This is a genomic window from Bradyrhizobium sp. S3.12.5 (assembly GCF_040548225.1).
GTDB classification, from domain to species: Bacteria; Pseudomonadota; Alphaproteobacteria; order Rhizobiales; family Xanthobacteraceae; genus Bradyrhizobium; species Bradyrhizobium cytisi.
Map to the genome: position 1 here is coordinate 52,633 of NZ_JBEPRF010000021.1, position 21,433 is coordinate 74,065.

Consider the following 21,433-nt stretch of genomic DNA (forward strand, 5'->3'; position numbering starts at 1 on the left):
TAAATAAAAGCGGTTTGGGTGAGGACATGACGGATATTGCGCAGGACGAAAAGGCTGAGGTCCACGATCAGAAGGAAGCCGATCACCATCCCTATTTCCGTCCCCGGGATGCCGCGACGCTGATCCTGGTCGATCGCAGCGGCACCGTTCCAAAGGTCCTGGTCGGCAAGCGCCACGACAAGGTGGTGTTCATGCCCGGCAAATTCGTCTTCCCCGGCGGCCGCGTCGACAAGGACGATTATCGCGTGCCAGTCGCGGCCCCCATCACCACGCAGCTAGAGACCAATCTCGCCAAGGGCAGCCCGAAGACCCCGGCCTCGCGCGCAAAATCGCTAGCCATCGCCGCGATCCGCGAGGCCTGCGAGGAGACCGGTCTCTGCTTGGGGCGCAAGAGCGAAGGCAAGGCCAAGCTCGAAGGCGCCTGGAAGCCGTTTGCGGATGCGGGCCTGCTGCCAGATCCGTCCAGCCTGTTCCTGATCGCGCGCGCGATCACCCCGCCCGGCCGCGTCAAGCGGTTCGACACGCGCTTCTTCACGGCGGATGCGTCGGCGATCACCCACCGCGTCGAGGGCGTGATCCATGCGGATGCGGAGCTGGTCGAATTGGTCTGGGTCGAGCTCGGCTCAAAACCGCTCGCCGATCTGCATCCCATGACACGGAATGTGCTCAACGAGCTCGATACCCGCCTTGCCACTGGCCCGCTGCGCCACGACGCGCCGGTGCCGTTCTTCCATTTCTACGGCGGCAAGATGCACAAGGATATTTTGAGCTGATCCAGCCACCGATCTCACTAAGCTCACTCACGCGATTAGCAAGCTCAGCGCCGCACCTCTGAAGGCACGGTCTTCGCAGCCGCCTTGTCCGTGGCCGATCGCCCAATGCCGGGGCCACGAAAGCTGCTCCAGGCCTTGCGCCGACGCAGAAGTGAAGGACGACCAAAGAGGAGAGTTGTGATCGCGGTACAGGAGACCACCGGGACCCATATCCGGGTAGATCGTCACGTGAATATCGAAACCGTCGTCTGCTGGAAGATCGGGTCCGAACCAATAGGACGGACTGCGCCCCGGCTCACGACCAACGATGGCCGTCAGGGTTTGCTTCGGTCCCCGGAGCCCGAGCCAGAACGGCGCGATCGAACCAGGCGCGAAGGCCGTAAAAATCGTCTGGGCTGACGCGACATCGGTCGCGGCGCCTTGCCCCACCAGTCTCAGCTCGATCCGACGTCCGCTCGTCACAAGTCCGCTGAACGGCGCATCGACATCTCCGAGCGGCAGCTCTCTCCATCCGGCGGCATCAGGAGCGGGCAACGGCCATTCCATCCTCTCCCTGACGGCGCCGTCGATATCGAGCACCTGATAACGCATGCCCTCCTCGTCAAGTGCGGCCTGAACGCAATGCAGATACTCGACGCCTTCCGGCATCCTGTGAGCCGTTCCCGCGCCCGCAGTGCAGATCTGCAGGACACCGCGATGCGCTTGCACATCGAAGGCGAGGATGTGGCTGCATAGGTAGGCAAGCACGTTTTCGTTCACCAGGATGTCCCAAAACGGGCGAGCGTATTCGTGGCCGATCTCGCGCTGATATGTCCCCGTAAAGCCGTTGACAGGAAACACCGGGTGATGGCCAAGGACGAGCTTATGTCGGGCATCGCCATGTTCTCTGAGCGTTGCTTCCAGCCACGCGAGCTCGACATGGCCCTCACCGCCAAGGCCGCTCCAGAGCGTGTTGACGAACACCATCACGAGGTCGCCGCGCCGCACGAAGTAGGAGAGACCGGCTTGCCCTGCAGGCCCATTGTCCGGCAGGTCCAGTACCGCGCGAAACACTGCCTCGCTCATCACGTCGTAGGTCGTGTGATTGCCGGTTGTGTGCCACATCGGAATGGCTGCACGGTCGAGCCAGGCCATTTCCGTGTCCAGCCAATATCGCCACTGCGCGCGCAGCGCGTCCGGATCCGGCGTTAGTCCAATGATCTCATCGCCCGGAAACAGAATGAATTCAGGCTGCGGTCTGAGGCGTTGAACGACCGCGTTGACCGAGGCGAAGGTCTTCTCGTGCGGTGCACCCGGCACGCCCGAACAGGCATCGCCATACAAGAGAAATTGATGGCCTTTGCCGCGCGATAGAATCGCAGGAATGGAATTGTTCGCAGAGGTCATGGCCTTCCATTGCGGTGTTCGGCCGCGAGGATGGCAATTTCCGGAACGGGTAGCAACAGGTCGTGGCTAGGCCTTCTATGGACCGGCGCGCGGGAAGCTTGAGCGCTCGCCCGATCTCGTTTGCCGTCTCTGGCCCGATGGATTCCGGGCTCGCCGCTACGCGGCGCCCCGGAATGACGGGATTGTGCTGAGCAGATCGCGAAAAACAAAAAATTCTTCCCGCCTTCCCCGATGGCGGAGTTCCCCGGCGTGCCTATGTCCTTCCCCAACGACACCAGAACGGGATTTAGGGCGCGATGGCACAACGGCAACTCAAGCTTGGCGCGTTCATGCGCCCGATCAGCATCCACACCGGCGCGTGGCGGTATCCCGGGGCCTGGCCCGACGCCAATTTCAATTTTGGCCACATCAAGACGCTGATCAGGAAGCTCGAGGCCGGCAAGTTCGACGCCTTCTTCATGGCCGATCACCTCGCCGTGCTGAACATGCCGGTCAATGCGCTCAAGCGCAGCCACACCGTGACCTCGTTCGAGCCGTTCACGCTGCTGTCGGCACTGTCGGCCGTCACCGAGCGCATCGGCCTGATCGCGACCGGGTCGACCACGTTCGACGAGCCCTATCACGTCGCACGCCGCTTCGCCTCGCTCGACCATCTCAGCGGCGGGCGTGCGGGGTGGAACATCGTCACCACCTCGAACCCGGACGCGGCGCTGAATTTCGGCCTCGACGACCACATGGAGCATGCCGAGCGCTACAAGCGCGCCCGCGAATTCTACGACGTCGTCACGGGCTTGTGGGACTCTTTCGCTGATGACGCCTTCGTGCGTGACGTCGACAGCGGCTTGTTCTTCGATCCCTCGAAGATGCATGTGCTCGACCACAACGGCAAATATCTGAAGGTGCGCGGGCCCCTCAATATCGCCCGCCCCGTGCAGGGTTGGCCGCTGATCGTGCAGGCCGGCGCCTCGGAAGACGGCAGGCAGCTCGCGGCCGAGACGGCGGAAGCCGTCTTCACCGGCGGCGGCAGCCTTGCCGATGGGCAAAAGCTTTATGCCGACATCAAGGGCCGCATGGAGACAATCGGCCGCGATCCCGAGCATCTGAAGATTCTCCCCGGCGCTTTCGTCGTGGTCGGCGACAGCATCGAGGAAGCCAAGGAGAAGCGCGCTCTGCTCGACAGCCGCGTGCACTATGACAGCGCCATCGCCTCGCTCTCGGTCATCCTCGGCACCGATGCCTCCGGCTTCGATCCGGATGGACAACTGCCTGACATCCCGGAAACAAACGCCAGCAAGAGCGGCCGGCAGCGCATGGTCGACCTCGCCAGGCGCGACAAGCTCACGGTGCGCCAGCTCGCCCAGCGCGTCGGCGGCTACGGCGGGCTGGCCTTCGTCGGCACGGCGAAAACCATCGCCGACCAGATGGAGGAGTGGCTGGTCGGGCGCGGCTCCGACGGCTTCAACATCATGTTCCCGTTCCTGCCCGCCGGCCTCGACGATTTCGTCGACAAGGTCGTCCCGGAGCTGCAGCGGCGCGGGATTTTCCGGAAAGAATATGAAGGGCCCACTTTGAGGGAGAATCTGGGCCTTCCCCGACCGAAAAACCGGTTCTTCGAGGCCTGATGGGCCCGATTCGAGTGGTTTTCGACGTGTGAAACCTTGACATCAGGCGGTTTCTGGCTAGGTTGCCGGCCAACGCGGGCCGTTTGGCCGGCTCCAGATTCCCCAATATTCTGAGGTTCAGAACATGGCCAAAGCGGTCACCATCAAGGTCAAGCTCGTGTCCTCGGCTGACACCGGCTTCTACTACGTCGCCAAGAAGAATTCGCGCACCATGACCGACAAGCTGGTCAAGAAGAAGTACGATCCCGTGGCGCGCAAGCACGTCGAATTCCGCGAAGCCAAGATCAAGTAAGATCGGCGCAGCGTTGAAGAGTTTGCGGGGCCCTTGCGGGCCCCGTTTTCGTTTGGGCCGCTCCCTCATGTCCCGGACGCGCTGCAGCGTGAAACGCTGCTGCGCAGAGCCGGGACCCAGCAAGCAACACGGCAGAATGTGGAGACATGGGCCCCGGCTCAGCAGCGCACCGCTGAAGAAGCGCTGCGCTGCGTCCGGGGCACGGGAGCGCGATGATAGGCGAGGAGCCGTCAGCCTCGCGAAATCCTGGCGTGGTTAGAAGGAGTAGCCTCGCTCTTCAATTGCGAGGCTCCTAGGACCTCCATCGCTCTAAGTCATCAGCCCGGAGCGCGACAATTTCCAGCCGTTCATGAATCGCAGCGAGCGCCGGGCCACGGCCAGGCCATCCGGACAAGCGACGCCGGCGGCGCTTAGCCAGACCGGCTTCACGCATCTTCAATCGGGACGAATTGCCGAGGCCGAGCTTTGCTGCCAGCAGGCCCTGACGCTGGACGAGCAACACCCGGATGCTCTCCACTTGCTGGGCGTGATTTGCTTTCACGCGCAGCAGCCCGACGCCGCGGTGGAATGGATCGGGCGCGCGGTCCGGCAGGCGCCGAGGGCAGAGTATTCCTTAAGTCTCGCCACGATCCTGGAGCGGCAGGGTCGGCTCGAGGACGCACGGCAACATTGCAGCCAAGCCTTGCGCCTCAAGCCCGATGATGCGGGCCTCTGGAATCACGTCGGCAACTTGCTCTGGCAACTCGCGCAGAGCGACGAAGCTGTGCTGCATTACCAGCAGGCCCTGACGCTGAATCCGCAATATTGGGAGCCAGCGCAAAACTGCGGCATGTTGCTGCTAGAACTCGGCCGGCATGCGGAAGCGCTGGAATGCTTCAATACCGCCGAGAAGCTGAATCGGAATTCCGCAGCCCTGTACCAAATGCGCGCCGTTTGCCTTTCGGCCGTAAACCGGTTCGACGAAGCGCAAGCGGACTACGAAACATCCATTGCGCTGGATCCGGGCCTCGCGGAGACGCACAACAATCTCGGCCTGCTGCATTGGCGATTTGGCCGACTGGAACAGGCCTTTGCCTGCTTCGATCGGGCGCTGGCGCTTCGCCCGGATTTTCATGCCGTGCTCAACAACAAGGCCGTGGTCCTGTTGCATCTGCAATTGCTGGATGAGGCGTTCGCGACCCTGCAGAGATCGCTGGCGGCCGCCCCCGACGATGCGCAGACGCTGTTCTATCTTGCAACGCTTCAGCTCCTGACCGGCGACCTCGAGCGCGGCTGGCTTGCGCGCGAGGCGCGCTGGCGGCTTCCATCCGTCGGTCTGGTCGACCGCGGCTTTTCGCAAGCGCTTTGGCGTGGTGACCAGCCGCTCGAAGGCAAGACCATCTTGCTGCATTCCGACGAGGGATTGGGCGATGCGATTCAGTTCGCCCGCTATGTGCCCCTGGTGGCCGCGCTCGGAGCCAGGGTCATCCTGGAGGTCGAACCTCCGATCCAGCAGTGTCTCGGCGGCATCGCCGGGGTCGCAGAGTGTGTCGGCCGGTCGTCTCCGCCGGCGTTCGACCTGCACTGCCCGCTTGGAGCGCTGCCGTTGGCGTTCAAGACGCGGCTGGATACGATCCCGCTCGCGGAAGGCTACATTCCCGCGCCTCCCGCAGCGCGCGTGAAGGCCTGGGAGGACCGGCTTGGTCCCCACACCCGCTTCCGCGTCGGTCTGGTCTGGGCGGGTAATCCCGATCACAAGAACGATCACAATCGATCGATGGCGCTGCGCGCACTTGCGCCGCTGCTCGATTGCGAGGCCCAGTTCGTCTCCTTGCAAAAGGGCGTCCGCGATCAGGACCGGGCCTTCCTTGCCGAACGCCGTGGCATCGTCGATCTCACGGAACATCTGACGGATTTCAGCGAAACGGCGGCGCTGATGTCCTGTCTCGATCTGGTGATCTCGGTCGACACCAGCGTCGCTCACCTCGCCGGCGCGCTGGGCGCCCCCGTCTGGACGATGCTGCCGTTCAACCCGGACTGGCGCTGGCTGCTCAACCGCGACGACAGCCCGTGGTATCGGTCGATGAAGCTGTTCAGGCAGCCCACGCGAGGCGACTGGGCCAGCGTGGTGGACGACGTTCGCCGCGAACTCGAGAGGCAGCTCGCCGCACGGCGGGCGCAGCGCGCCACGTCTCGACGATAGCGCTGGCTATTGCCGGGCAACGGGCGCATGGTCGCCCCGCCAGCGTCGGTTGAGCCCCTCTTGTCGAAAAGGCAGGCCCACATGACCATCCGCTCGCGGCGAGAAACCGTCACGTTCAGACATCCGTTTCGGATCCGCGGCATCGAGCGGCTGCTGCCCGCTGGCACATATGATGTCGTCACCGACGAGGAGGCGATCGAGGGTCTCAGCTTCCCGGTTTATCGCCGCGTCGCCACAATGATCACGGTGCCTTCGGAGAACGTCCGCGGCTCCATGGAGATGGTCTCGATCGGTTCGATCGATCTCGCCAATGCACAGGCTGCAGATGCAAGCGCCGCCAATGATTGACGTCAGGTGAGCTCTCAGCAGCCGCGGCAAATGTTCTTCAGCTTGGCCGCGGTTCGCGCTTCTTCTTCGACGAACGGATCCTTATAGCCGGACGGCGCATCGATATTGGCCATGGCGGGCTTCTTCGCCTTTGGAGGAAACGCCGCGTCATAGCAGGCCAATCGCTCAGAAGTGCTTTCGATGGCTCGGCAGCTTGGCTCCGCGGCGAGAGCAGCGCGCGCGAACAGGCCAAGCGCAGAGATCAGGACAAGTGTCGTCATTGGCGTTCTTATCCGGACGATTTTCATGTCGAGCATCCATTCATTGTTTCTGCTTGCCTGCCCTGGGCGGCGGCGCGCCGGTCCAGGCTGGTAGCGCATCCCATTCGGACCATCGCATCCGGCGTTCCTCGTCTCCAACCCTGACAAAAACGAAGGGAGCGTCGTCCCGGCCGGTTTTTGAGCCGACGAAGGTTGCCGGAATCCCGTAGGCGTCCCTGATGATTGCTGTGTTTGCCATGCAGACCGCCCTTCAAGATCAAGGCGGGAGCGCAATGCTCTCAGTCACCGATAACAGCCCGGCAGCGTGCGGTGATGCGAAGAGTGTAGCAGGCCCCTCCCCCGATAGCGAGGTCAATCGCGGTCGCTTGGGCTGGAGGCGGCGCCGGACGTCTCCGCGACCTCATCGGTCCACACTTTGAAGCTGAGAAGCGTGTTGGGTCCGAACGTCTGGGTGATCGGAACATCGGCGGCATCGCGTCCTTGCGCGATCAGGACGCGGCCAATTCGCGGAATGTTGTTGCGCGCATCGAAGGTATACCAGCGGCCGCCGAGATAGGCCTCGAACCAGCCGGCAAAATCGCCAGGCGAATACGGCGGCGGCATGCCGATATCGCCGAGATAGCCGGTGCAATAGCGCGCGGGAATATTCATGCAGCGGCAGAACGAGATGGCCAGATGCGCGTAATCGCGGCAAACACCCTTGCGCTCGTTGAAGGCCTCCCACGCCGTCTTGGTTGCGCGGGCATGCTCATAGCCGAACGCGATATGACCGTGAACGAAGTCGCAAATCGCCTGGACCCGGGCCCAGCCCGGCGTTGTCTTCTCGAACAGCTTCCATGCGACGTCGGACAGCCGGTCGGTCTCGCAGTACCGGCTCCCGAGGAGGTAAACGATGGTGTCCGGCGGCAGATCCTCGACCGCGTGTTGCGCGGCTGAAGGCACGATCACATCGGGCAAACCGCTATCGCGCACCGTCCCGTCGGCGGAGAGGCGCACGCGACCGGCGGGCGCGACGATCCGGCTGCACCAGTTGCCGAAGCCGTCGCGATAAGGCGTGATCGGCACTGAGGGTTGGCTTGTGAGGTAATCGGGCACGATGATGTCGGAGGCCCGCGTGAAGTGAATGCCCATCACCGCGATCAAAGGCGTTGGTTGCGGAAACTCGTAGATCATCTCGAAGCCGACACGGATTTTCATGCGAAGGGCCCAACTCCAGCTGGTTTTCTGAGAAAGGCACGTCGGCACCACGCGACTGCCTGGCGCCCTCTCCTGGGTGAGAACCGCCTCAGTCTATCGCGGGACGGGCAGCAGCTTCGTGCATGAACTCGCTCCGCCGATTGGCGGGAGCGAAATGGGCTCTCAGGCGCCGATGCCAGGTCCAACTCGGCGATCCCAGGACAATAGCCCCAAGGGCCCAAAGTTCAACTGCGTATCCGACGGATGAGGACAGTTCGGCGCATGCTGCCCGGCCCACAAGCGAAAACGAAACACCGCACGGAATAAAATCGCCGATTGAGCCGCCCGCACGCCAAAATCGTTGCCTGGATCGCCTGAACTAGAGAACGGAATTGCCCGCCGAACAGCTTAAAGTTGCGGAAGCGCGAAGGTGGGCAGGCGATGAACGGCGTGCGAACGGGATTTTTGGACTCCATCGGCAACACGCCATTGATCAGGTTGCGAATGGCGTCGGAGGCCACGGGCTGCGAGATCTACGGCAAGGCTGAATTTCTCAATCCCGGTGGCTCGATCAAGGATCGTGCGGCCCTCGCCATGATCAATGATGCCGAGCAGAGCGGCAAGCTCGGACCCGGCGGCGTCATCGTCGAAGGCACGGCCGGAAATGTCGGCATCGGTATTGCGCTCGTGGCCAATGCACGCGGTTATCGAAGCGTGATCGTGATGCCCGACACGCAAAGTCAGGAAAAGAAGGATATGTTGCGGTTGTGTGGTGCGGACCTGCGACTGGTCCCCGCCGTTCCCTATTCGAGTCCCGGTCACTACGCTCGCTACTCCGGCCAGCTCGCCGAAGAGCTCGGTGCGTTCTGGGCTAACCAGTTCGACAACATCGCCAATCGCGAGGGTCACTACCGCACGACAGGACCTGAGATTTGGCAACAAACCGGCGGAAAAATCGACGGCTTTACGTGTGCGGTCGGCAGTGGCGGGACTTTGGGTGGGGTTGCGCGAGCGCTCAAGGAGCGAAATCCAGCCGTCAGGATTGCGCTCAGCGACCCCATGGGGGCCGCGCTCTACAACTGGTTCACCAAGGGCGAGCTGACGATCGAAGGGGACTCGATCACTGAAGGCATCGGGCAAGTGCGTGTGACAAGGAACCTGGAAGGCACGCCAATCGACGCGGCGTATCAGATCAGGGACGAGGAAGCGTTGCCCGTTCTATTCGACCTGATCGAGCATGAAGGACTTGTGCTCGGCGGGTCGAGTGCCATCAACATCGTTGGCGCCATGCGGCTCGCGCGCGACCTTGGCCCGGGCAAGACCATCGTGACCATCCTCGCGGATGGCGGACAGCGCTATCAATCCAAGCTGTTCAACCCGGATTTCCTGCGTCAGAAAAATCTCCCCACCCCACGTTGGATGCAATAGCAACCCGGCAGCGCGTGGCTGCCGAGTGTTTCTTCAGCCGACCTCTGCGGCTTCGAATGCCGACCACAGAGCTTCAACTTCTTGCCCCTGTCGTGCTGCCGGGCGGAACAGCCGTATCTCGATCGGGACCGCGGACTTGGCGTCCCCAGCCTCGACGAGCGAACCCGCCTCGATGTCGTCTTCCGCCAGCGTTCGAGGAAGCCAGGCGACACCGTCTCCGGACCTGACCATCGAGAGCAGCGTCGCGGCGAGATGCGACGTGAAGATCTTCTTCAGGTCCCTCTTCGCCAACTGGCTTGCCACGATGCGGCCCAGCCCCGACTGCGGGCTGTAGGCCAGGTAGGGGACGGTCTCGTCGTTCTGCAGCGACCATCGCGGCTTCCGGCCGGCGTCAGCGATGCTGAGGGGAACGAGCGTGTCGGTACCCACGACGATGCTCTTGAACTGCCTGGTGTCGAGCCGGCTGCCCATGCTGCGGTGGTAGTGGCACAACAGGAACGACACGTCGCCCCGGAGCATCATCCGCTCGCACGCCAACATGCTGTCCGAGACGAGATTGAGATTGCCCAAGGCGAGAATCTTCTCGCTGCTCCGAACCCACTTCGGAAAGAACGTGAACGACAGCACGTGCGTCGCCGCGATCGACAGCGGCCCCGTGCCCCGTCCGGCCACTTCGAGTGTTTCGCGGCGCAACTGATGCAGCGCCCGGGTCAGAATTTCGGCCTGGCCATGGAAATGCTCGCCGGCAGGCGTGAGCGTCACGCTGTGTGTCGTTCGAACGAATAGCGGCGCCCCCACCCATTCCTCCAATGCCCGGATCCGCCGGCTGAAGGCCGGCTGGGTCACGTGACGGGCTTCGGCTGCCTTGGAGAAGCTCAAGGTCTCCGAGAGAGCCAGATAATCCTCGAACCAGATCAGCTCCATCGGTGATGCCTAACCGGCATGACTAATCTCGGCAACAGCATTGGCGTTCTCTCCGGCCGAAGCCTACGGATCGTCGGAAGCTACACAACACCACAGCAGCACGGAAGCCGTTCCGGAGACCGGAGTGACCCTTCCCAAACAGCGACAGAGGCCCCCAAGGCCCGGCATAGACGTAGCCGTCAGGGAGAAAACATTGAAAAATTCGCCTTCTTTCGGATATTTGAGCGAACTCTACGTGCAGGTCCTCCTTGCTATCGTGCTGGGCGGCCTGCTCGGTTATCTCTGGCCCCAGGTCGGAACCAGCCTTCAGCCGCTCGCCGACGGCTTCATCAAGCTGATCAAGATGCTGCTGTCGCCGATCATTTTCGGTACGGTCGTTGTCGGCATAGCCAAGATGAGCGACATCAAGGAGGTCGGCCGGATTGGCGTGAAGTCGCTGATCTACTTCGAGGTGGTCTCGACCTTGGCCCTTGTCATCGGCCTGGTGGTCGTCAACGTGATCAAGCCCGGCGCCGGCATGAACATCGACGCCAGCCACATCGATGCGGGATCGATCTCAGCCTACGTGAAGGCCGCCGACGGCAACCACGGCTTCGTGCAATTCCTGCTCGACATCATCCCGACCACGATCGTGGATGCCTTCGCCAAGGGGATGATGCTGCAGGTCATCCTGGTTTCGGTGCTGATCGGCATCGCCATGGTCCAGCTCGGCGACTACGGCAAGCCGTTGGTGAACGTTATCGACATCCTGCTGCACGCCCTGTTCCGGGTGGTGGCCATGGTCATGCGCCTCGCCCCGCTGGGCGCTGGAGCGGGGGTCGCCTTCACAATCGGAAAGTACGGGATCGCGACGCTCTGGTCGCTCGGCTATCTGATGCTCGGCGTCTACATTACCACGATCCTCTTCGTCGTGGTGGTGCTGGGCGGCATCGCGGCGTGGGCCGGCTTTCCGCTGCCACAGTTCTTGCGCTACTTCAAGGACGAGATCCTCATCGTCCTGGGCACCTGCTCGACGGAAGCGGTGATGCCGCAGATGCTGGTGAAGCTCGAGCGGCTCGGTTGCGACAAGACCGTCGTCGGCATGGTGCTGCCCACCGGCTACACGTTCAACGCCGACGGAACCTCCATTTACCTTTCGATGGCCGCCGTCTTCGTCGCTCAGGCGACAAACACGGATCTTTCTCTCGGCGACCAGATCGTCCTGCTGGGCGTGCTTCTTCTGACGTCGAAGGGATCGGCAGGCGTCGCCGGCGCTGGCTTCGTGACGCTCGCCGCAACCCTATCGTCGATCCACACCGTTCCCGTCGCCGGCCTCGTTCTTCTGCTCGGCGTCGACCGCTTCATGAACGAAGCCCGCGCCGTGACCAATCTCGTCGGCAACGGGATCGCGACGATCGCGATCGCCAAGTGGGACGGCGCCTTCGATCAGAAGCAGGCGATGGAAGCCGTGCGGCTGCGCCACGACAAGCCCGCCACGGCCGAGACCGAAGTTCTGGCAACCGATCCCTAACCGAAGACATCAACAACCACAGAAAGATAATGCCATGCGTATCGTAGACGTCGTCGAGACGACCAAGCCAATCTCGTCACCGATCCGGAATGCCTACATCGACTTTTCGAAGATGACTTCCAGCCTTGTCGCCGTCGTGACCGACGTCGTCCGCGACGGGCGGCGGGTGGTCGGCTATGGCTTCAATTCGAACGGCCGCTATGGTCAGGGCGGGCTGATCCGGGAGCGCTTTCGCGACCGCATCCTCGAAGCCGAACACGCGAGCCTGCTGAACGACGATGGCACCAATCTCGATCCGCACCGCATCTGGACGAAGATGATGTCGAACGAGAAGCCCGGCGGTCACGGCGAGCGCTCGGTCGCGGTCGGAACGCTCGACATGGCGATCTGGGATGCGACCGCAAAGATTGCGGGCAAGCCCCTGTTTCGCCTGCTCGCGGACATGAAGGGCAAGGAGGCCAACCCGCGGGTCTTCGTCTACGCTGCTGGCGGCTACTACTATCCCGGCAAGGACAACTCCGCGCTGCAGGCGGAAATGCGCGGCTACCTGAACCGCGGCTACAACGTCGTGAAGATGAAGATCGGCGGCGCGTCGATCGACGGGGACCGCGGCCGCATCGAGGCCGTGCTCAAGGAGATCGGGTCGCAGGCCAGGCTGGCCGTCGATGCCAATGGTCGCTTCGATCTCGAGACCGGCATCGCCTATGCCAAGATGCTGCGCGAGTACCCGCTGTTCTGGTATGAGGAGATCGGCGATCCGCTCGACTACGCCCTCCAGGCCGCCGTCGCGGAATTCTATCCCGGCCCGATGGCCACGGGCGAGAACCTGTTCTCGCACCAGGACGCCCGCAACCTGCTCCGCTACGGCGGCATGCGTCCGGATCGCGACTGGCTGCAGTTCGACTGTGCTTTGTCCTATGGTCTCGTCGAATATCTCCGGACATTGGACGTCCTGGCCCAACATGGCTGGTCACCGTCGCGATGCATTCCGCACGGCGGTCACCAGATGTCGTTGAACATCGCCGCGGGCCTGGGGCTCGGCGGCAACGAGAGCTACCCCGACCTCTTCCAGCCCTACGGCGGATTTCCGGATTCGGTCCGGGTTGAAGACGGCCATATCATCATGCCGGACATTCCGGGCATCGGCTTCGAAGGCAAGTCGGATCTGATCAAGGTCATGCGCGAACTGGCCGAATAGGCCGGCAGTTCAGGCGAAAGCGCCGTCACAAGCGATCCCGCATAGGACGAGAAGTTCGTTGCGGGGTCGCTGGCACACACATCAACGTTGGCGGCAGAAGCGGCCAGTCGCAACCAGGCGTCGCGACATCCGCGTCATACCTATAATGCGCCCGCGCCTCGCCTAAGCCGTCCGCAACACCGGCGCCGGCGGCTGCGACGGCCGGATCAGCGCGAAGGCGACCTGGATGATGCCGCCGGCAAGGCCCAGCGCCACGCCGATGCGCCAGGCCATGGTGTAGGAGCCGAGCTGGTCGTAGATCAGCCCTCCTCCGTAGGCGCCGAGGAAGCTGCCGATCTGGTGGCTCATGAAGGCGAGGCCCTGGATCATGGCCTGCCAGCGCAGCCCGAACATCTCGGCGACGGCGCCCGCGACCAGCGGCCCGACGCCCATCCAGAGGAAGCCCATGATGGCGCCGAACAGCAGCGTCGATGCAGGTGTGGCCGGCAGCATGAAATACCAGGCGAGCGCGAGCGAGCGGAAGATGTAGATGCCGCCGAGCAGTGCCAGCTTGTTCCAGCGCTGGCCGGCCCAGCCGAAGAACAGCGAGCCCAGCACGTTGAAGCCGCCGATCATGCCGAGCGTCTGCGCGCTCAGCATCGGATCGAGGCCGCAGATCGCCAGATACGACGGCAGATGCGTGGTGAGGAACACCAGCTGCATGCCGCAGACGAGATAGGCGCAGGTCATCACCACGAAGGAGGCGTTGCCGAACGCGGTCTTCGCCGCAGTCGTGGCCGTGGCATCGCCGATGTCATCGGCGGCCGGCTTCGGCAGCGGAATCGCGTCGACACGGCCGGCGTACCAGGCCGCGGGAATCATCAGCACCGACATCACAACGAAGCCGGCGAGCCCGATGCGCCAGCCAAATCCCTCGTTGAGCATCTGCCCGATCGGCGCCGACAGCAGCGCGCCGAGCGAGCCCGCACCGGAGACGATGCCGAGCACGGTCGAGCGCACCGTTGCGGGCACCGCGCGTGCCGCCACGGACATCGCGATCGCAGCCGCGGTGCAGGCGAGCGAGGTGCCGATCAGCACGCCGGCGCCGATCATGATGGCGACAAGACCGTTCGCGGTCGCCATCAGGATGAGGCCCACGATGTACATCAAGGCGCCCACGATCATGATCGGGCGAAAACCGTAGCGCGTGGTCATCGCACCAGCGAGCGGCTGGAGGAAGCCCCAGGCGAGGTTCTGCACCGCCAGCGCCAGCGTGAAGTCCGACACCGAGAGGTGAATGTCGTGCGTCAGCGGCTGCATGAAGATGCCGAGCGATTGCCGCAGCCCCATGCTCAGCGTCAGCATGATCGAGGCGCCGATCAGGATCGGCAATGTCGGACGCAGGACCTGCAACAGGGGCATTGTTGTTCTCCCTCATGGGCACGGCGCGCGTGCCGGCGTCTGCAATTCGCGCTGATTTTGGGTACACAGACCTGTGTAATTAGTCTATAGAAGGGTTGCACTGTCAAGCCAAGAGAAGCTCAAGAGAAGCTCAACAGGACTTATCCGGCCGCATGGCTCCCCCGCCCGCCCCACAGACGATGAAAGAGCGGATCCTCGAGACCGCCGACAAGCTGTTTTATCTGCAAGGCATTCGCGCCATCGGCGTCGACACCATCGCGGCCGAGATCGGCATCTCCAAGCGGACGCTCTACAACCACTTCCCGTCCAAGGACGCGCTGATCGCCGCCTATCTGGAACGCCGCTTCGTAGCCCAGCGCCCCTCCGACAAGCCGCCGGCCGAGCAGATTCTCGGCACCTTCGATTCGCTGGAGCGGCGCTTTTCGGCCAAGGATTTTCGCGGCTGCCCGTTCGTGAATGCAGTCGCCGAGCTCGGCCCCTCCGACCGCGCCGTGAAGAAGATCGCCATCGCCTTCAAGGAAAGCCGCCGCGTCTGGTTTCGCGAGCGGTTGAACGAGCTTGGCGTTGCGGATGCCGACGCGCTCGCAACGCAGCTCGTGCTGCTGGTCGACGGCTCGATTGCGCAAGACCTCGTCCGCGACGACCCCGCCATGGCGCGCGCGGCGAAGGAAGCGGCGAAGGTGCTGCTGCGGAACGCGGGGGTGGATGTGGGTGATGCGGTGATAGCAAAGGGACGCAAGCCCGCGCCGCAATAATCGCCGTCGCCGTACCTTTCGGTGTCATCACCCGCGAAGGCGGGTGATCCAGTATTCCAGAGACAGTGAGGGTTGATCCGAGAAGCTGCGGCGTACTGGATTCCCCGCCTTCGCGGGGAATGACAGCGGAGCTTGTGGGACTAGCGGCTACTCCCGACTCCGCCTCACGCCGCCTGCGACACCACGCGATTCCGCCCGTCGTGCTTGGCGCGGTAGAGGGCGGTGTCGGCGCGCTTGAGAACGTCGGCGACCGCTTCGCCCTTCTGCTCTAGCGTGGTGAGCCCGATCGAGATCGTGACCTCGATGCGCTTGGTGCCCTTGTGGACGGCAAAGGGCTCGCCCGCGATCGAGCGGCGCAGGCGTTCGGCGACCATGCCGGCGACGTGGAGATCGGTCTCCGGCATCACGATGACGAACTCCTCGCCACCATAGCGGCAGGCGAGATCGATGCCGCGGATCGATTTGCGCACGCGCACCGCGAATTCGCGCAGCACGTCGTCGCCGGCGTCGTGGCCGTAATTGTCGTTGATCGACTTGAAATAGTCGATGTCGAGGATCATCAGCGCCAGCGGCTTGCCGCGCGTGGATGCCTGCTCGGCCAGCGTCGCCAGATGGCTCTCCATGTAGCGACGATTGTGCAGGCCGGTGAGCGCATCGGTGATCGCCATCTCGATCGAGTTCTGCACGTTATCGCGCAGATGATCGGTGTAGCGGCGGCGGCGGATCTGGGTGCGGGCGCGCGCCAAGAGCTCAGTCTTGTCGATGGGACGCAGCAGATAGTCGTTGACGCCGATCTCGAGACCACGAAGCAGCCGCGTGGCATTTTCCGCTTCCGCAATCGCCAGGATCGGCACGTGGCGGGTGCGCTCCAGCGAGCGGGCCTGGCTGCAGAGCCGCAGGCCATCGAAATTGTGCAGGTCGAGCGAGACGATCAGCAGGTCGTAATTGCCCTCGGCGGCGTGGAACAGCGCCTCGGTCGGATTGGACTCGACGTCGACGGTGTGCTCGGCGGCGAGGATCGTCGCCAGCCGCTCATAGGACGACTGCCGGTCGTCGACCAGCAGGATGCGGCCGCCCTTGCCTGCATCGGCGATGGCGCTGCGCTCGGGCGCCTGCATGCCGATCTCGAGCGAGGTGATGGCGCGCATGCGCAGCTCGTCCGTCATCATCTTCAGCCGCGTCAGCGAGCGCACGCGCGCGATCAGCACGACGTCGGAAACGGGCTTTGTCAGAAAATCGTCGGCGCCGGCTTCCAGTCCGCGGTTGCGGTCGGCCGGGCTGTCGAGCGCGGTGACCATCACGACGGGAATATGGTGCGTGGCCGGATCGGTCTTGAGGCGGCGGCAGACTTCAAAGCCGTCCATGTCGGGCATCATCACGTCGAGCAGGATGATGTCGCATTCGGCGCGGCGGGCCAGCGCCAGCGCCTCGGTGCCGTTCGAGGCGGTCATCACGTCGAAATATTCGGCGGACAGGCGGGCTTCGAGGAGTTTGACGTTGGCGGGAACGTCGTCGACAACCAGGATACGCGCGGACACTTTGAACTCACTTCCTATCCGATAAAACGCCGGACCGTCTCGATGAATTTGCCGACCGAGATCGGCTTGGACAAATAGGCTTCGCACCCGCCCTCGCGGATGCGCTCTTCGTCGCCCTTCATCGCGAACGCCGTGACCGCGACGACGGGAATGGAGCGCAGCTCCGGATCGTCCTTGATCCAGCGCGTCACCTCGAGCCCCGAGACCTGCGGCAATTGAATATCCATCAGCACCAGGTCGGGCCGCATCTTGCGGACGAGGTCGAGCGCCTCGTAGCCGTTGCTGGTTCCCGAGGTCTGGTAGCCGTGCGCCTCCAACAGGTCGCGGAAGAGCTTCATGTTGAGCTCGTTGTCTTCCACGATCAGGACGGTCTTAGCCATCCCGCCCTCCAGTTGGTCCCAAAGACCGATGCATGTGACGCCTCAGGCGCCGCTTTCCGGCGCTTCGAAAACTGGATTCAAACTAGCCTCAGATTCGCTTGAGTTTCGTTAAACCCGAGGGGCCACTTTCTGCGATGTGGTTTCCAGTTGCTTGTCTGGGGTCGCAAGACTCAGGCACGAGACTCATTCCCAAGACTCGGGCATGATCCAAAGTAGACACTGAAAGTTAATGGAAAGGCAAACCGGGCCCGTGAAAAAGCCTGTTCACAACCCTCGCGAAGTCGCTGAAATCGTTGCGATTCAGGCGCTGTCCTTTGTGGCGGGCGATCCCGAAAGGCTGGGCCTGTTCCTGGCTGAGACAGGGGTCGGCCCGGAGACGCTCCGGAACGCCGCCTCGGACCCCAATTTCCTGCTCAGCGTGCTCGATTTCGTGCTGCGCGATGACGACACCGTGAAGGCCTTTGCCAAGGCCTTGGAGCTGCATCCGACCAACGTTGCCGCAGCGCGGCAGGTGCTGGGCGATGCGCTCGGCGACCGGACCTGGGAGCGCGACGTGCCGTGAGCGCCGCCGATCCGGCCGGGCCCCGCTGCTTCTGCCGGGATTGTCTGGCCGATCTGGACATCGGTTTGCAGAATTTCGGCCTGCGGCGCTGTTCCGCCTGCGGATCCCCTCGCCTCGTCCGCCACCGCGCGCTCGCGAGCCTGACCATCGCCCATATCGACTGCGACGCCTTCTATGCAACGGTCGAGAAGCGCGACAATCCTGACATCTCCGACAAGCCCGTCATCATCGGCGGGGGCAGACGCGGCGTGGTGTCGGCCGCCTGCTACATCGCGCGCACCTATGGCGTGCGCTCGGCGATGCCGATGTTCAAGGCCCTGGAAGCCTGTCCGCATGCAATCGTGATCCCGCCCGACATGGCGAAATACGTCCGGGTCGGGCGCGACGTGCGACAGGCCATGCAGGCGCTGACGCCGCTGGTCGAGCCGCTGTCGATCGACGAGGCCTTTCTCGATCTCTCCGGCACCGAGCGCGTGCACGGCATGATCCCGGCGAAGGTGCTGGCACGCTTTGCCCGAGACGTCGAGCGCGATGTCGGCATCTCCGTCTCGGTCGGCCTGTCCTGCAACAAGTTTTTGGCCAAGATCGCCTCCGATCTCGACAAGCCGCGCGGCTTTGCTGCGCTCGATCAGGAGGGAGCGCGCACGATGCTGGCTTCGAGGCCGGTCGGCTTCATCTTCGGCGTGGGACCGGCGACGCAGGAGCGCCTGGTCCAGCGCGGCTTCCGCCTCATCGCCGACCTGCAGAAGGCCGACGAGATCGAGTTGATGCGGCAGTTTCCGAGCGACGGCCGCAGGCTGTGGCGGCTCGCCCGCGGCATCGACGACCGCCGCGTCGAGGCCGATCGCGGCGCCAAAACGATTTCGAGCGAAACCACATTCGAGACCGACATCCGCGACTTCGCCTCGCTGGAAAAGATCCTGTGGCGGCTGTGCGAGAAGACGTCGTCGCGGCTCAAGAGCAGCGAGCTTGCCGGCTCGACCGTCACGCTGAAATTGAAGACCGCCGATTTTCGTCAGCGCACGCGCTCGCAGTCGATCGCAGCGCCGACGCAGCTCGCCGCAAAGATTTTTTCGATCTGCCGCGAGATGCTGGCGAAAGAGATCGACGGCACTGCCTTCCGCCTGATGGGCGCCGGCGTCAGCGCGCTGCGCGAAGGCTCCCCCGCCGACGACACCGACATGCTCGACCGCCGCGCCGCGCATGCCGAGCGCGCGGTGGACAGCCTGCGCAAGAAGTTCGGCAGCGCCGCCGTCATTCGGGGCATCGCATATGACGGGCCGGAGAAAGCGCAGGAATGATGGCAAAGTGCATCCACATCGTCATTGCGAGCGCAGCGAAGCAATCCAGACTGTCACCGCGGAAAGATTCTGGATTGCTTCGCTGCGCTCGCAATGACGGGATACGGCGGGCCCCGTTCCCGAGAGACAAACGGCTGTGACAGGTGAACGCGGTCTCAGCGTGCTACTGAAGCACATGAAACCGGAGCTGCAGCCGGGCACCTTCGTGTTCTGCACCATCGCGGCAAACGAGCGCATTCCCGCAGGGCTCAATCCGCTGCTGACATTCCGCGAGCAGGAAGGGACGACGCTGGTCATCCTGCGTGACGAGGCGCAAGCGGCAGGACTAAGCTACGCATTCGCCTCGCGCCTGATCACCCTGACGGTTCACTCCGCGCTCGATGCGGTCGGCTTTCTCGCCGCCATCACGGCCCGGCTCGCCGAATCCGGCATCAGCGCCAATGCAGTTTCGGCCTTCCACCACGACCATCTCTTCGTGCCGACCAACCGGGCCGACGACGCAATGATGCTGCTGCAAGAGATGTCAGTCCGAAGGATGGGTTGAGCCCTTGCGAAACCCATCTCTTCCCGCTCACCGCTCTCCGAAATCGTTGCCATCATCAGACTGATCGCCCGTTACCAACAAACAAGCGCGATGGGTTTCGCAAACGCTCAACCCATCTACGGGCTACGGGCTTTTCGAAAATGCCAGCATGGCAGAGTGCCACTGTTTTGCCCGACGCGTCAAATGGAATTCGCTAAATGCGAAATTTGTACTGGCATTGAATTGCGGTCCCCTTGCACCGCCCGCCTACTGTGCATGGGGTTGTTTTTCATTTTCTGCGGGGAGCGTCGTTCTTCAATCCGCGACTGCGATCGCCTCGATCTCGATCAGCCACTCCGGCGCCGCAAGCGCGGAGACGCCGACCAGCGTCGAGGCCGGCGGCTCCATGCCTTCGAAGAAAGCCGAGCGGGCCTTGCCGATGATCGGGCGCAGCTCCGGCTTGTAGCCGACGACGAAGGTCGTGATCTTGACGATGTTGGCATAGCTCGCGCCGGCTGCCTTCAACGCATGGCCGAGATTCTGCATCACCTGCGTGGTCTGTGCGGCGAGATCGCCCTCGCCGACGATCCGCCCTTCCTCGTCCACCGACACCTGGCCGGAGATGTAGATCGTGCGCGCGCCGGAGGCGGTGACGACGTGGGAATAAGCGGGATTGTGGTGCAGGCCGCTGGGGCGCAGATGGTCGAGCTTGGGCATGGTGCTGGCTCCCGGAGTTTGTGGTTGGGAGGGAGCGTAACTGGAGATGGCGTTGAGGGCTAGCCCGTCATTGCGAGGAGCTCTTGCGACGAAGCAATCCAGAATCTTTCCGCCGAGAGATTCTGGATTGCTTCGCTGCGCTCGCAATGACGAAGGAGAGAGCGCGGGGCCCCTCAATTACAGGGCTTGCTGTCCTTGACGTCGAACTTGCCCATCGCGCCGGAAATGACAAAGTCGTTGTAGTCGAGCACGAGCTGGCGGGAGACGCCGTTTTCGTAGAGCTCGAACGACATCGCATAAACCGGCGTCTGCTCGCCTTCCTTCTGCTGGACGTCGCGGTCGAAATAGCTGACGGTCACCGGCCAGCGCTTCAGCGTTTTCATGTGCTCGTCCGACGTCGAAGGATCTGGCGAAGCAGTGCGGTCGGCAGGGATCGCCTGACCGATCACGGTCAGCGTGTTGTAGACCTTCTGGCCATCGTCGGAGCCGTCATAGACCGAGAGCTCGAGCAGCGATTTGCCGTCCTTAGCGGCGGCAATGATGTGCTGGATCTGCTCGGTCGGAAACACAATCTTGCCGTCGAGAGTGAAATTCTTCGGTGCCGGCAACTTCAGCTTGACGTTGATGTGGTCGCCGTCGCGCTCCGCCGAGCCGTCGACCAGGCCGGCCTCGGTCTCGTTCATCCGCGTCTCGATCTTGAAGCGGTAGCTTTTCCCTGTGGCGTCCTCCCAGGAATTGGAGCGGAGATCGCTGAGCGTGACCTTGCCCTCGCCGCTGTCGAGCTCGGAGACCTGGCGGAATTCGGACGTGTAGCCTTCGCAAGCACTTCCGGCGAAATTGTAGAGGATGCGGCCGCGCGCGCTGTTGATGGAATTGGAGCGCGATTTGACCAGGCTCAGATCATAGAGCGCCTGGTGTGCGAGGAACGGACCGTTCGCGGCATGCGCGCTGCCACCGGCGCCGACGGCGGCCATCGCGAGCGCCATCACACCGAATGAAGTCCGGAAAAGGTGCACCATGTCTGTTCCCTGGGGACGCGCAGATTCGACACTTTAATGACCGTTCCATTGCGTCGCAACTGCGGCGGTTTCACGTAAAGTTGCGCCTCTCCGCTGAACCCCCTGACCTGCCTCGGGAAAATCCAGTTCACCCCGGCG

At 63.2% G+C, this 21,433-nt stretch carries 21 protein-coding genes; 12 read left to right on the forward strand and 9 right to left on the reverse strand.

Going from position 1 to position 21,433, the window contains the following annotated elements; genetic code table 11:
* Window positions 1-26 precede the first annotated feature (26 nt).
* On the forward strand, window positions 27-773 hold the full coding sequence (locus ABIC09_RS27610) for an NUDIX hydrolase (RefSeq protein ID WP_354032641.1): 747 nt from the start codon (window positions 27-29) through the stop codon (window positions 771-773).
* A 27-nt stretch (window positions 774-800) separates the two neighbouring features.
* Here ABIC09_RS27610 and ABIC09_RS27615 read toward each other — a convergent pair whose 3' ends face one another.
* The gene (locus ABIC09_RS27615) at window positions 801-2,159 is read right to left on the reverse strand and encodes a metallophosphoesterase family protein (protein WP_354111223.1); all 1,359 of its coding nucleotides are present in this window, start codon (window positions 2,157-2,159) and stop codon (window positions 801-803) included.
* 296 nt (window positions 2,160-2,455) lie between these two features.
* On the opposite strand from ABIC09_RS27615, the gene ABIC09_RS27620 reads away from it, so the two are divergent.
* The 4 genes from ABIC09_RS27620 to ABIC09_RS27635 all read left to right on the forward strand — a co-directional run bounded on the left by ABIC09_RS27620 (window position 2,456) and on the right by ABIC09_RS27635 (window position 6,603).
* Window positions 2,456-3,781: an LLM class flavin-dependent oxidoreductase gene (locus ABIC09_RS27620; protein ID WP_354083651.1), complete on the forward strand. Its 1,326-nt coding sequence runs from the start codon at window positions 2,456-2,458 to the stop codon at window positions 3,779-3,781.
* 124 nt (window positions 3,782-3,905) lie between these two features.
* Window positions 3,906-4,073, forward strand: coding sequence for a 50S ribosomal protein L33 (gene rpmG, locus ABIC09_RS27625; protein ID WP_007603295.1), 168 nt, complete (start codon window positions 3,906-3,908; stop codon window positions 4,071-4,073).
* Between the two features lie 349 nt (window positions 4,074-4,422).
* Window positions 4,423-6,255 carry a tetratricopeptide repeat protein gene (locus tag ABIC09_RS27630; RefSeq protein ID WP_354111224.1) on the forward strand — a complete coding sequence of 611 codons (1,833 nt, stop codon included), beginning with the start codon at window positions 4,423-4,425 and terminating at the stop codon, window positions 6,253-6,255.
* An 81-nt stretch (window positions 6,256-6,336) separates the two neighbouring features.
* Window positions 6,337-6,603 carry a hypothetical protein gene (locus ABIC09_RS27635; protein ID WP_148754893.1) on the forward strand — a complete coding sequence of 89 codons (267 nt, stop codon included), beginning with the start codon at window positions 6,337-6,339 and terminating at the stop codon, window positions 6,601-6,603.
* Window positions 6,604-6,617: 14 nt separating this feature from the next.
* Here ABIC09_RS27635 and ABIC09_RS27640 read toward each other — a convergent pair whose 3' ends face one another.
* Window positions 6,618-6,899 carry a type VI secretion system-associated protein TagO gene (locus tag ABIC09_RS27640; RefSeq protein WP_148754934.1) on the reverse strand — a complete coding sequence of 94 codons (282 nt, stop codon included), beginning with the start codon at window positions 6,897-6,899 and terminating at the stop codon, window positions 6,618-6,620.
* 315 nt (window positions 6,900-7,214) lie between these two features.
* Window positions 7,215-8,060 carry a transglutaminase-like domain-containing protein gene (locus ABIC09_RS27645; RefSeq protein ID WP_148754891.1) on the reverse strand — a complete coding sequence of 282 codons (846 nt, stop codon included), beginning with the start codon at window positions 8,058-8,060 and terminating at the stop codon, window positions 7,215-7,217.
* Window positions 8,061-8,480: 420 nt separating this feature from the next.
* Between ABIC09_RS27645 and ABIC09_RS27650 the strand changes: the two genes are divergently transcribed.
* Window positions 8,481-9,467: a cysteine synthase A gene (locus ABIC09_RS27650; RefSeq protein WP_354111225.1), complete on the forward strand. Its 987-nt coding sequence runs from the start codon at window positions 8,481-8,483 to the stop codon at window positions 9,465-9,467.
* Window positions 9,468-9,500: 33 nt separating this feature from the next.
* Here ABIC09_RS27650 and ABIC09_RS27655 read toward each other — a convergent pair whose 3' ends face one another.
* Window positions 9,501-10,391 (reverse strand): LysR family transcriptional regulator, encoded by an 891-nt coding sequence (locus ABIC09_RS27655; protein WP_354032635.1) that lies wholly within the window; start codon window positions 10,389-10,391, stop codon window positions 9,501-9,503.
* A 193-nt stretch (window positions 10,392-10,584) separates the two neighbouring features.
* Here ABIC09_RS27655 and dctA point away from each other — a divergent pair, with 193 nt between their 5' ends.
* On the forward strand, window positions 10,585-11,901 hold the full coding sequence (gene dctA / locus ABIC09_RS27660; protein ID WP_354111226.1) for a C4-dicarboxylate transporter DctA: 1,317 nt from the start codon (window positions 10,585-10,587) through the stop codon (window positions 11,899-11,901).
* Between the two features lie 34 nt (window positions 11,902-11,935).
* Window positions 11,936-13,099 (forward strand): mandelate racemase/muconate lactonizing enzyme family protein, encoded by a 1,164-nt coding sequence (locus ABIC09_RS27665; protein ID WP_354111227.1) that lies wholly within the window; start codon window positions 11,936-11,938, stop codon window positions 13,097-13,099.
* A 162-nt stretch (window positions 13,100-13,261) separates the two neighbouring features.
* Here ABIC09_RS27665 and ABIC09_RS27670 read toward each other — a convergent pair whose 3' ends face one another.
* Window positions 13,262-14,500 carry an MFS transporter gene (locus tag ABIC09_RS27670; RefSeq protein ID WP_354111228.1) on the reverse strand — a complete coding sequence of 413 codons (1,239 nt, stop codon included), beginning with the start codon at window positions 14,498-14,500 and terminating at the stop codon, window positions 13,262-13,264.
* A gap of 152 nt (window positions 14,501-14,652) precedes the next feature.
* On the opposite strand from ABIC09_RS27670, the gene ABIC09_RS27675 reads away from it, so the two are divergent.
* A complete protein-coding gene (locus ABIC09_RS27675; RefSeq protein WP_354111229.1) occupies window positions 14,653-15,255 on the forward strand; it encodes a TetR/AcrR family transcriptional regulator in 603 nt (200 codons plus the stop codon).
* A 164-nt stretch (window positions 15,256-15,419) separates the two neighbouring features.
* Here ABIC09_RS27675 and ABIC09_RS27680 read toward each other — a convergent pair whose 3' ends face one another.
* A complete protein-coding gene (locus tag ABIC09_RS27680) occupies window positions 15,420-16,793 on the reverse strand; it encodes a PleD family two-component system response regulator (RefSeq protein WP_148754884.1) in 1,374 nt (457 codons plus the stop codon).
* Window positions 16,794-16,807: 14 nt separating this feature from the next.
* Entirely contained in the window at window positions 16,808-17,173 is a 366-nt protein-coding gene (locus tag ABIC09_RS27685) for a response regulator (protein ID WP_008130064.1), read from the reverse strand.
* A 250-nt stretch (window positions 17,174-17,423) separates the two neighbouring features.
* Between ABIC09_RS27685 and ABIC09_RS27690 the strand changes: the two genes are divergently transcribed.
* From ABIC09_RS27690 to ABIC09_RS27700, 3 genes are all read left to right on the forward strand, one after another.
* A complete protein-coding gene (locus tag ABIC09_RS27690) occupies window positions 17,424-17,735 on the forward strand; it encodes a DUF3572 domain-containing protein (protein WP_148754883.1) in 312 nt (103 codons plus the stop codon).
* Complete coding sequence (locus ABIC09_RS27695) at window positions 17,732-19,036, forward strand: DNA polymerase IV (protein ID WP_354111230.1); 1,305 nt, start codon at window positions 17,732-17,734, stop codon at window positions 19,034-19,036. The genes ABIC09_RS27690 and ABIC09_RS27695 overlap by 4 nt, the downstream gene beginning before the upstream one ends.
* A gap of 136 nt (window positions 19,037-19,172) precedes the next feature.
* Window positions 19,173-19,580, forward strand: coding sequence for an ACT domain-containing protein (locus tag ABIC09_RS27700; protein ID WP_354111231.1), 408 nt, complete (start codon window positions 19,173-19,175; stop codon window positions 19,578-19,580).
* 294 nt (window positions 19,581-19,874) lie between these two features.
* Here the strand turns inward: ABIC09_RS27700 and ABIC09_RS27705 are convergent, their stop codons facing one another.
* Together ABIC09_RS27705 and ABIC09_RS27710 are read right to left on the reverse strand one after the other, a co-directional pair.
* Entirely contained in the window at window positions 19,875-20,276 is a 402-nt protein-coding gene (locus ABIC09_RS27705) for a RidA family protein (protein WP_027559671.1), read from the reverse strand.
* A gap of 173 nt (window positions 20,277-20,449) precedes the next feature.
* Window positions 20,450-21,295, reverse strand: a complete 846-nt coding sequence (locus tag ABIC09_RS27710) for a cell envelope integrity EipB family protein (RefSeq protein WP_354111232.1) — start codon at window positions 21,293-21,295, stop codon at window positions 20,450-20,452.
* Window positions 21,296-21,433: the final 138 nt, after the last annotated feature.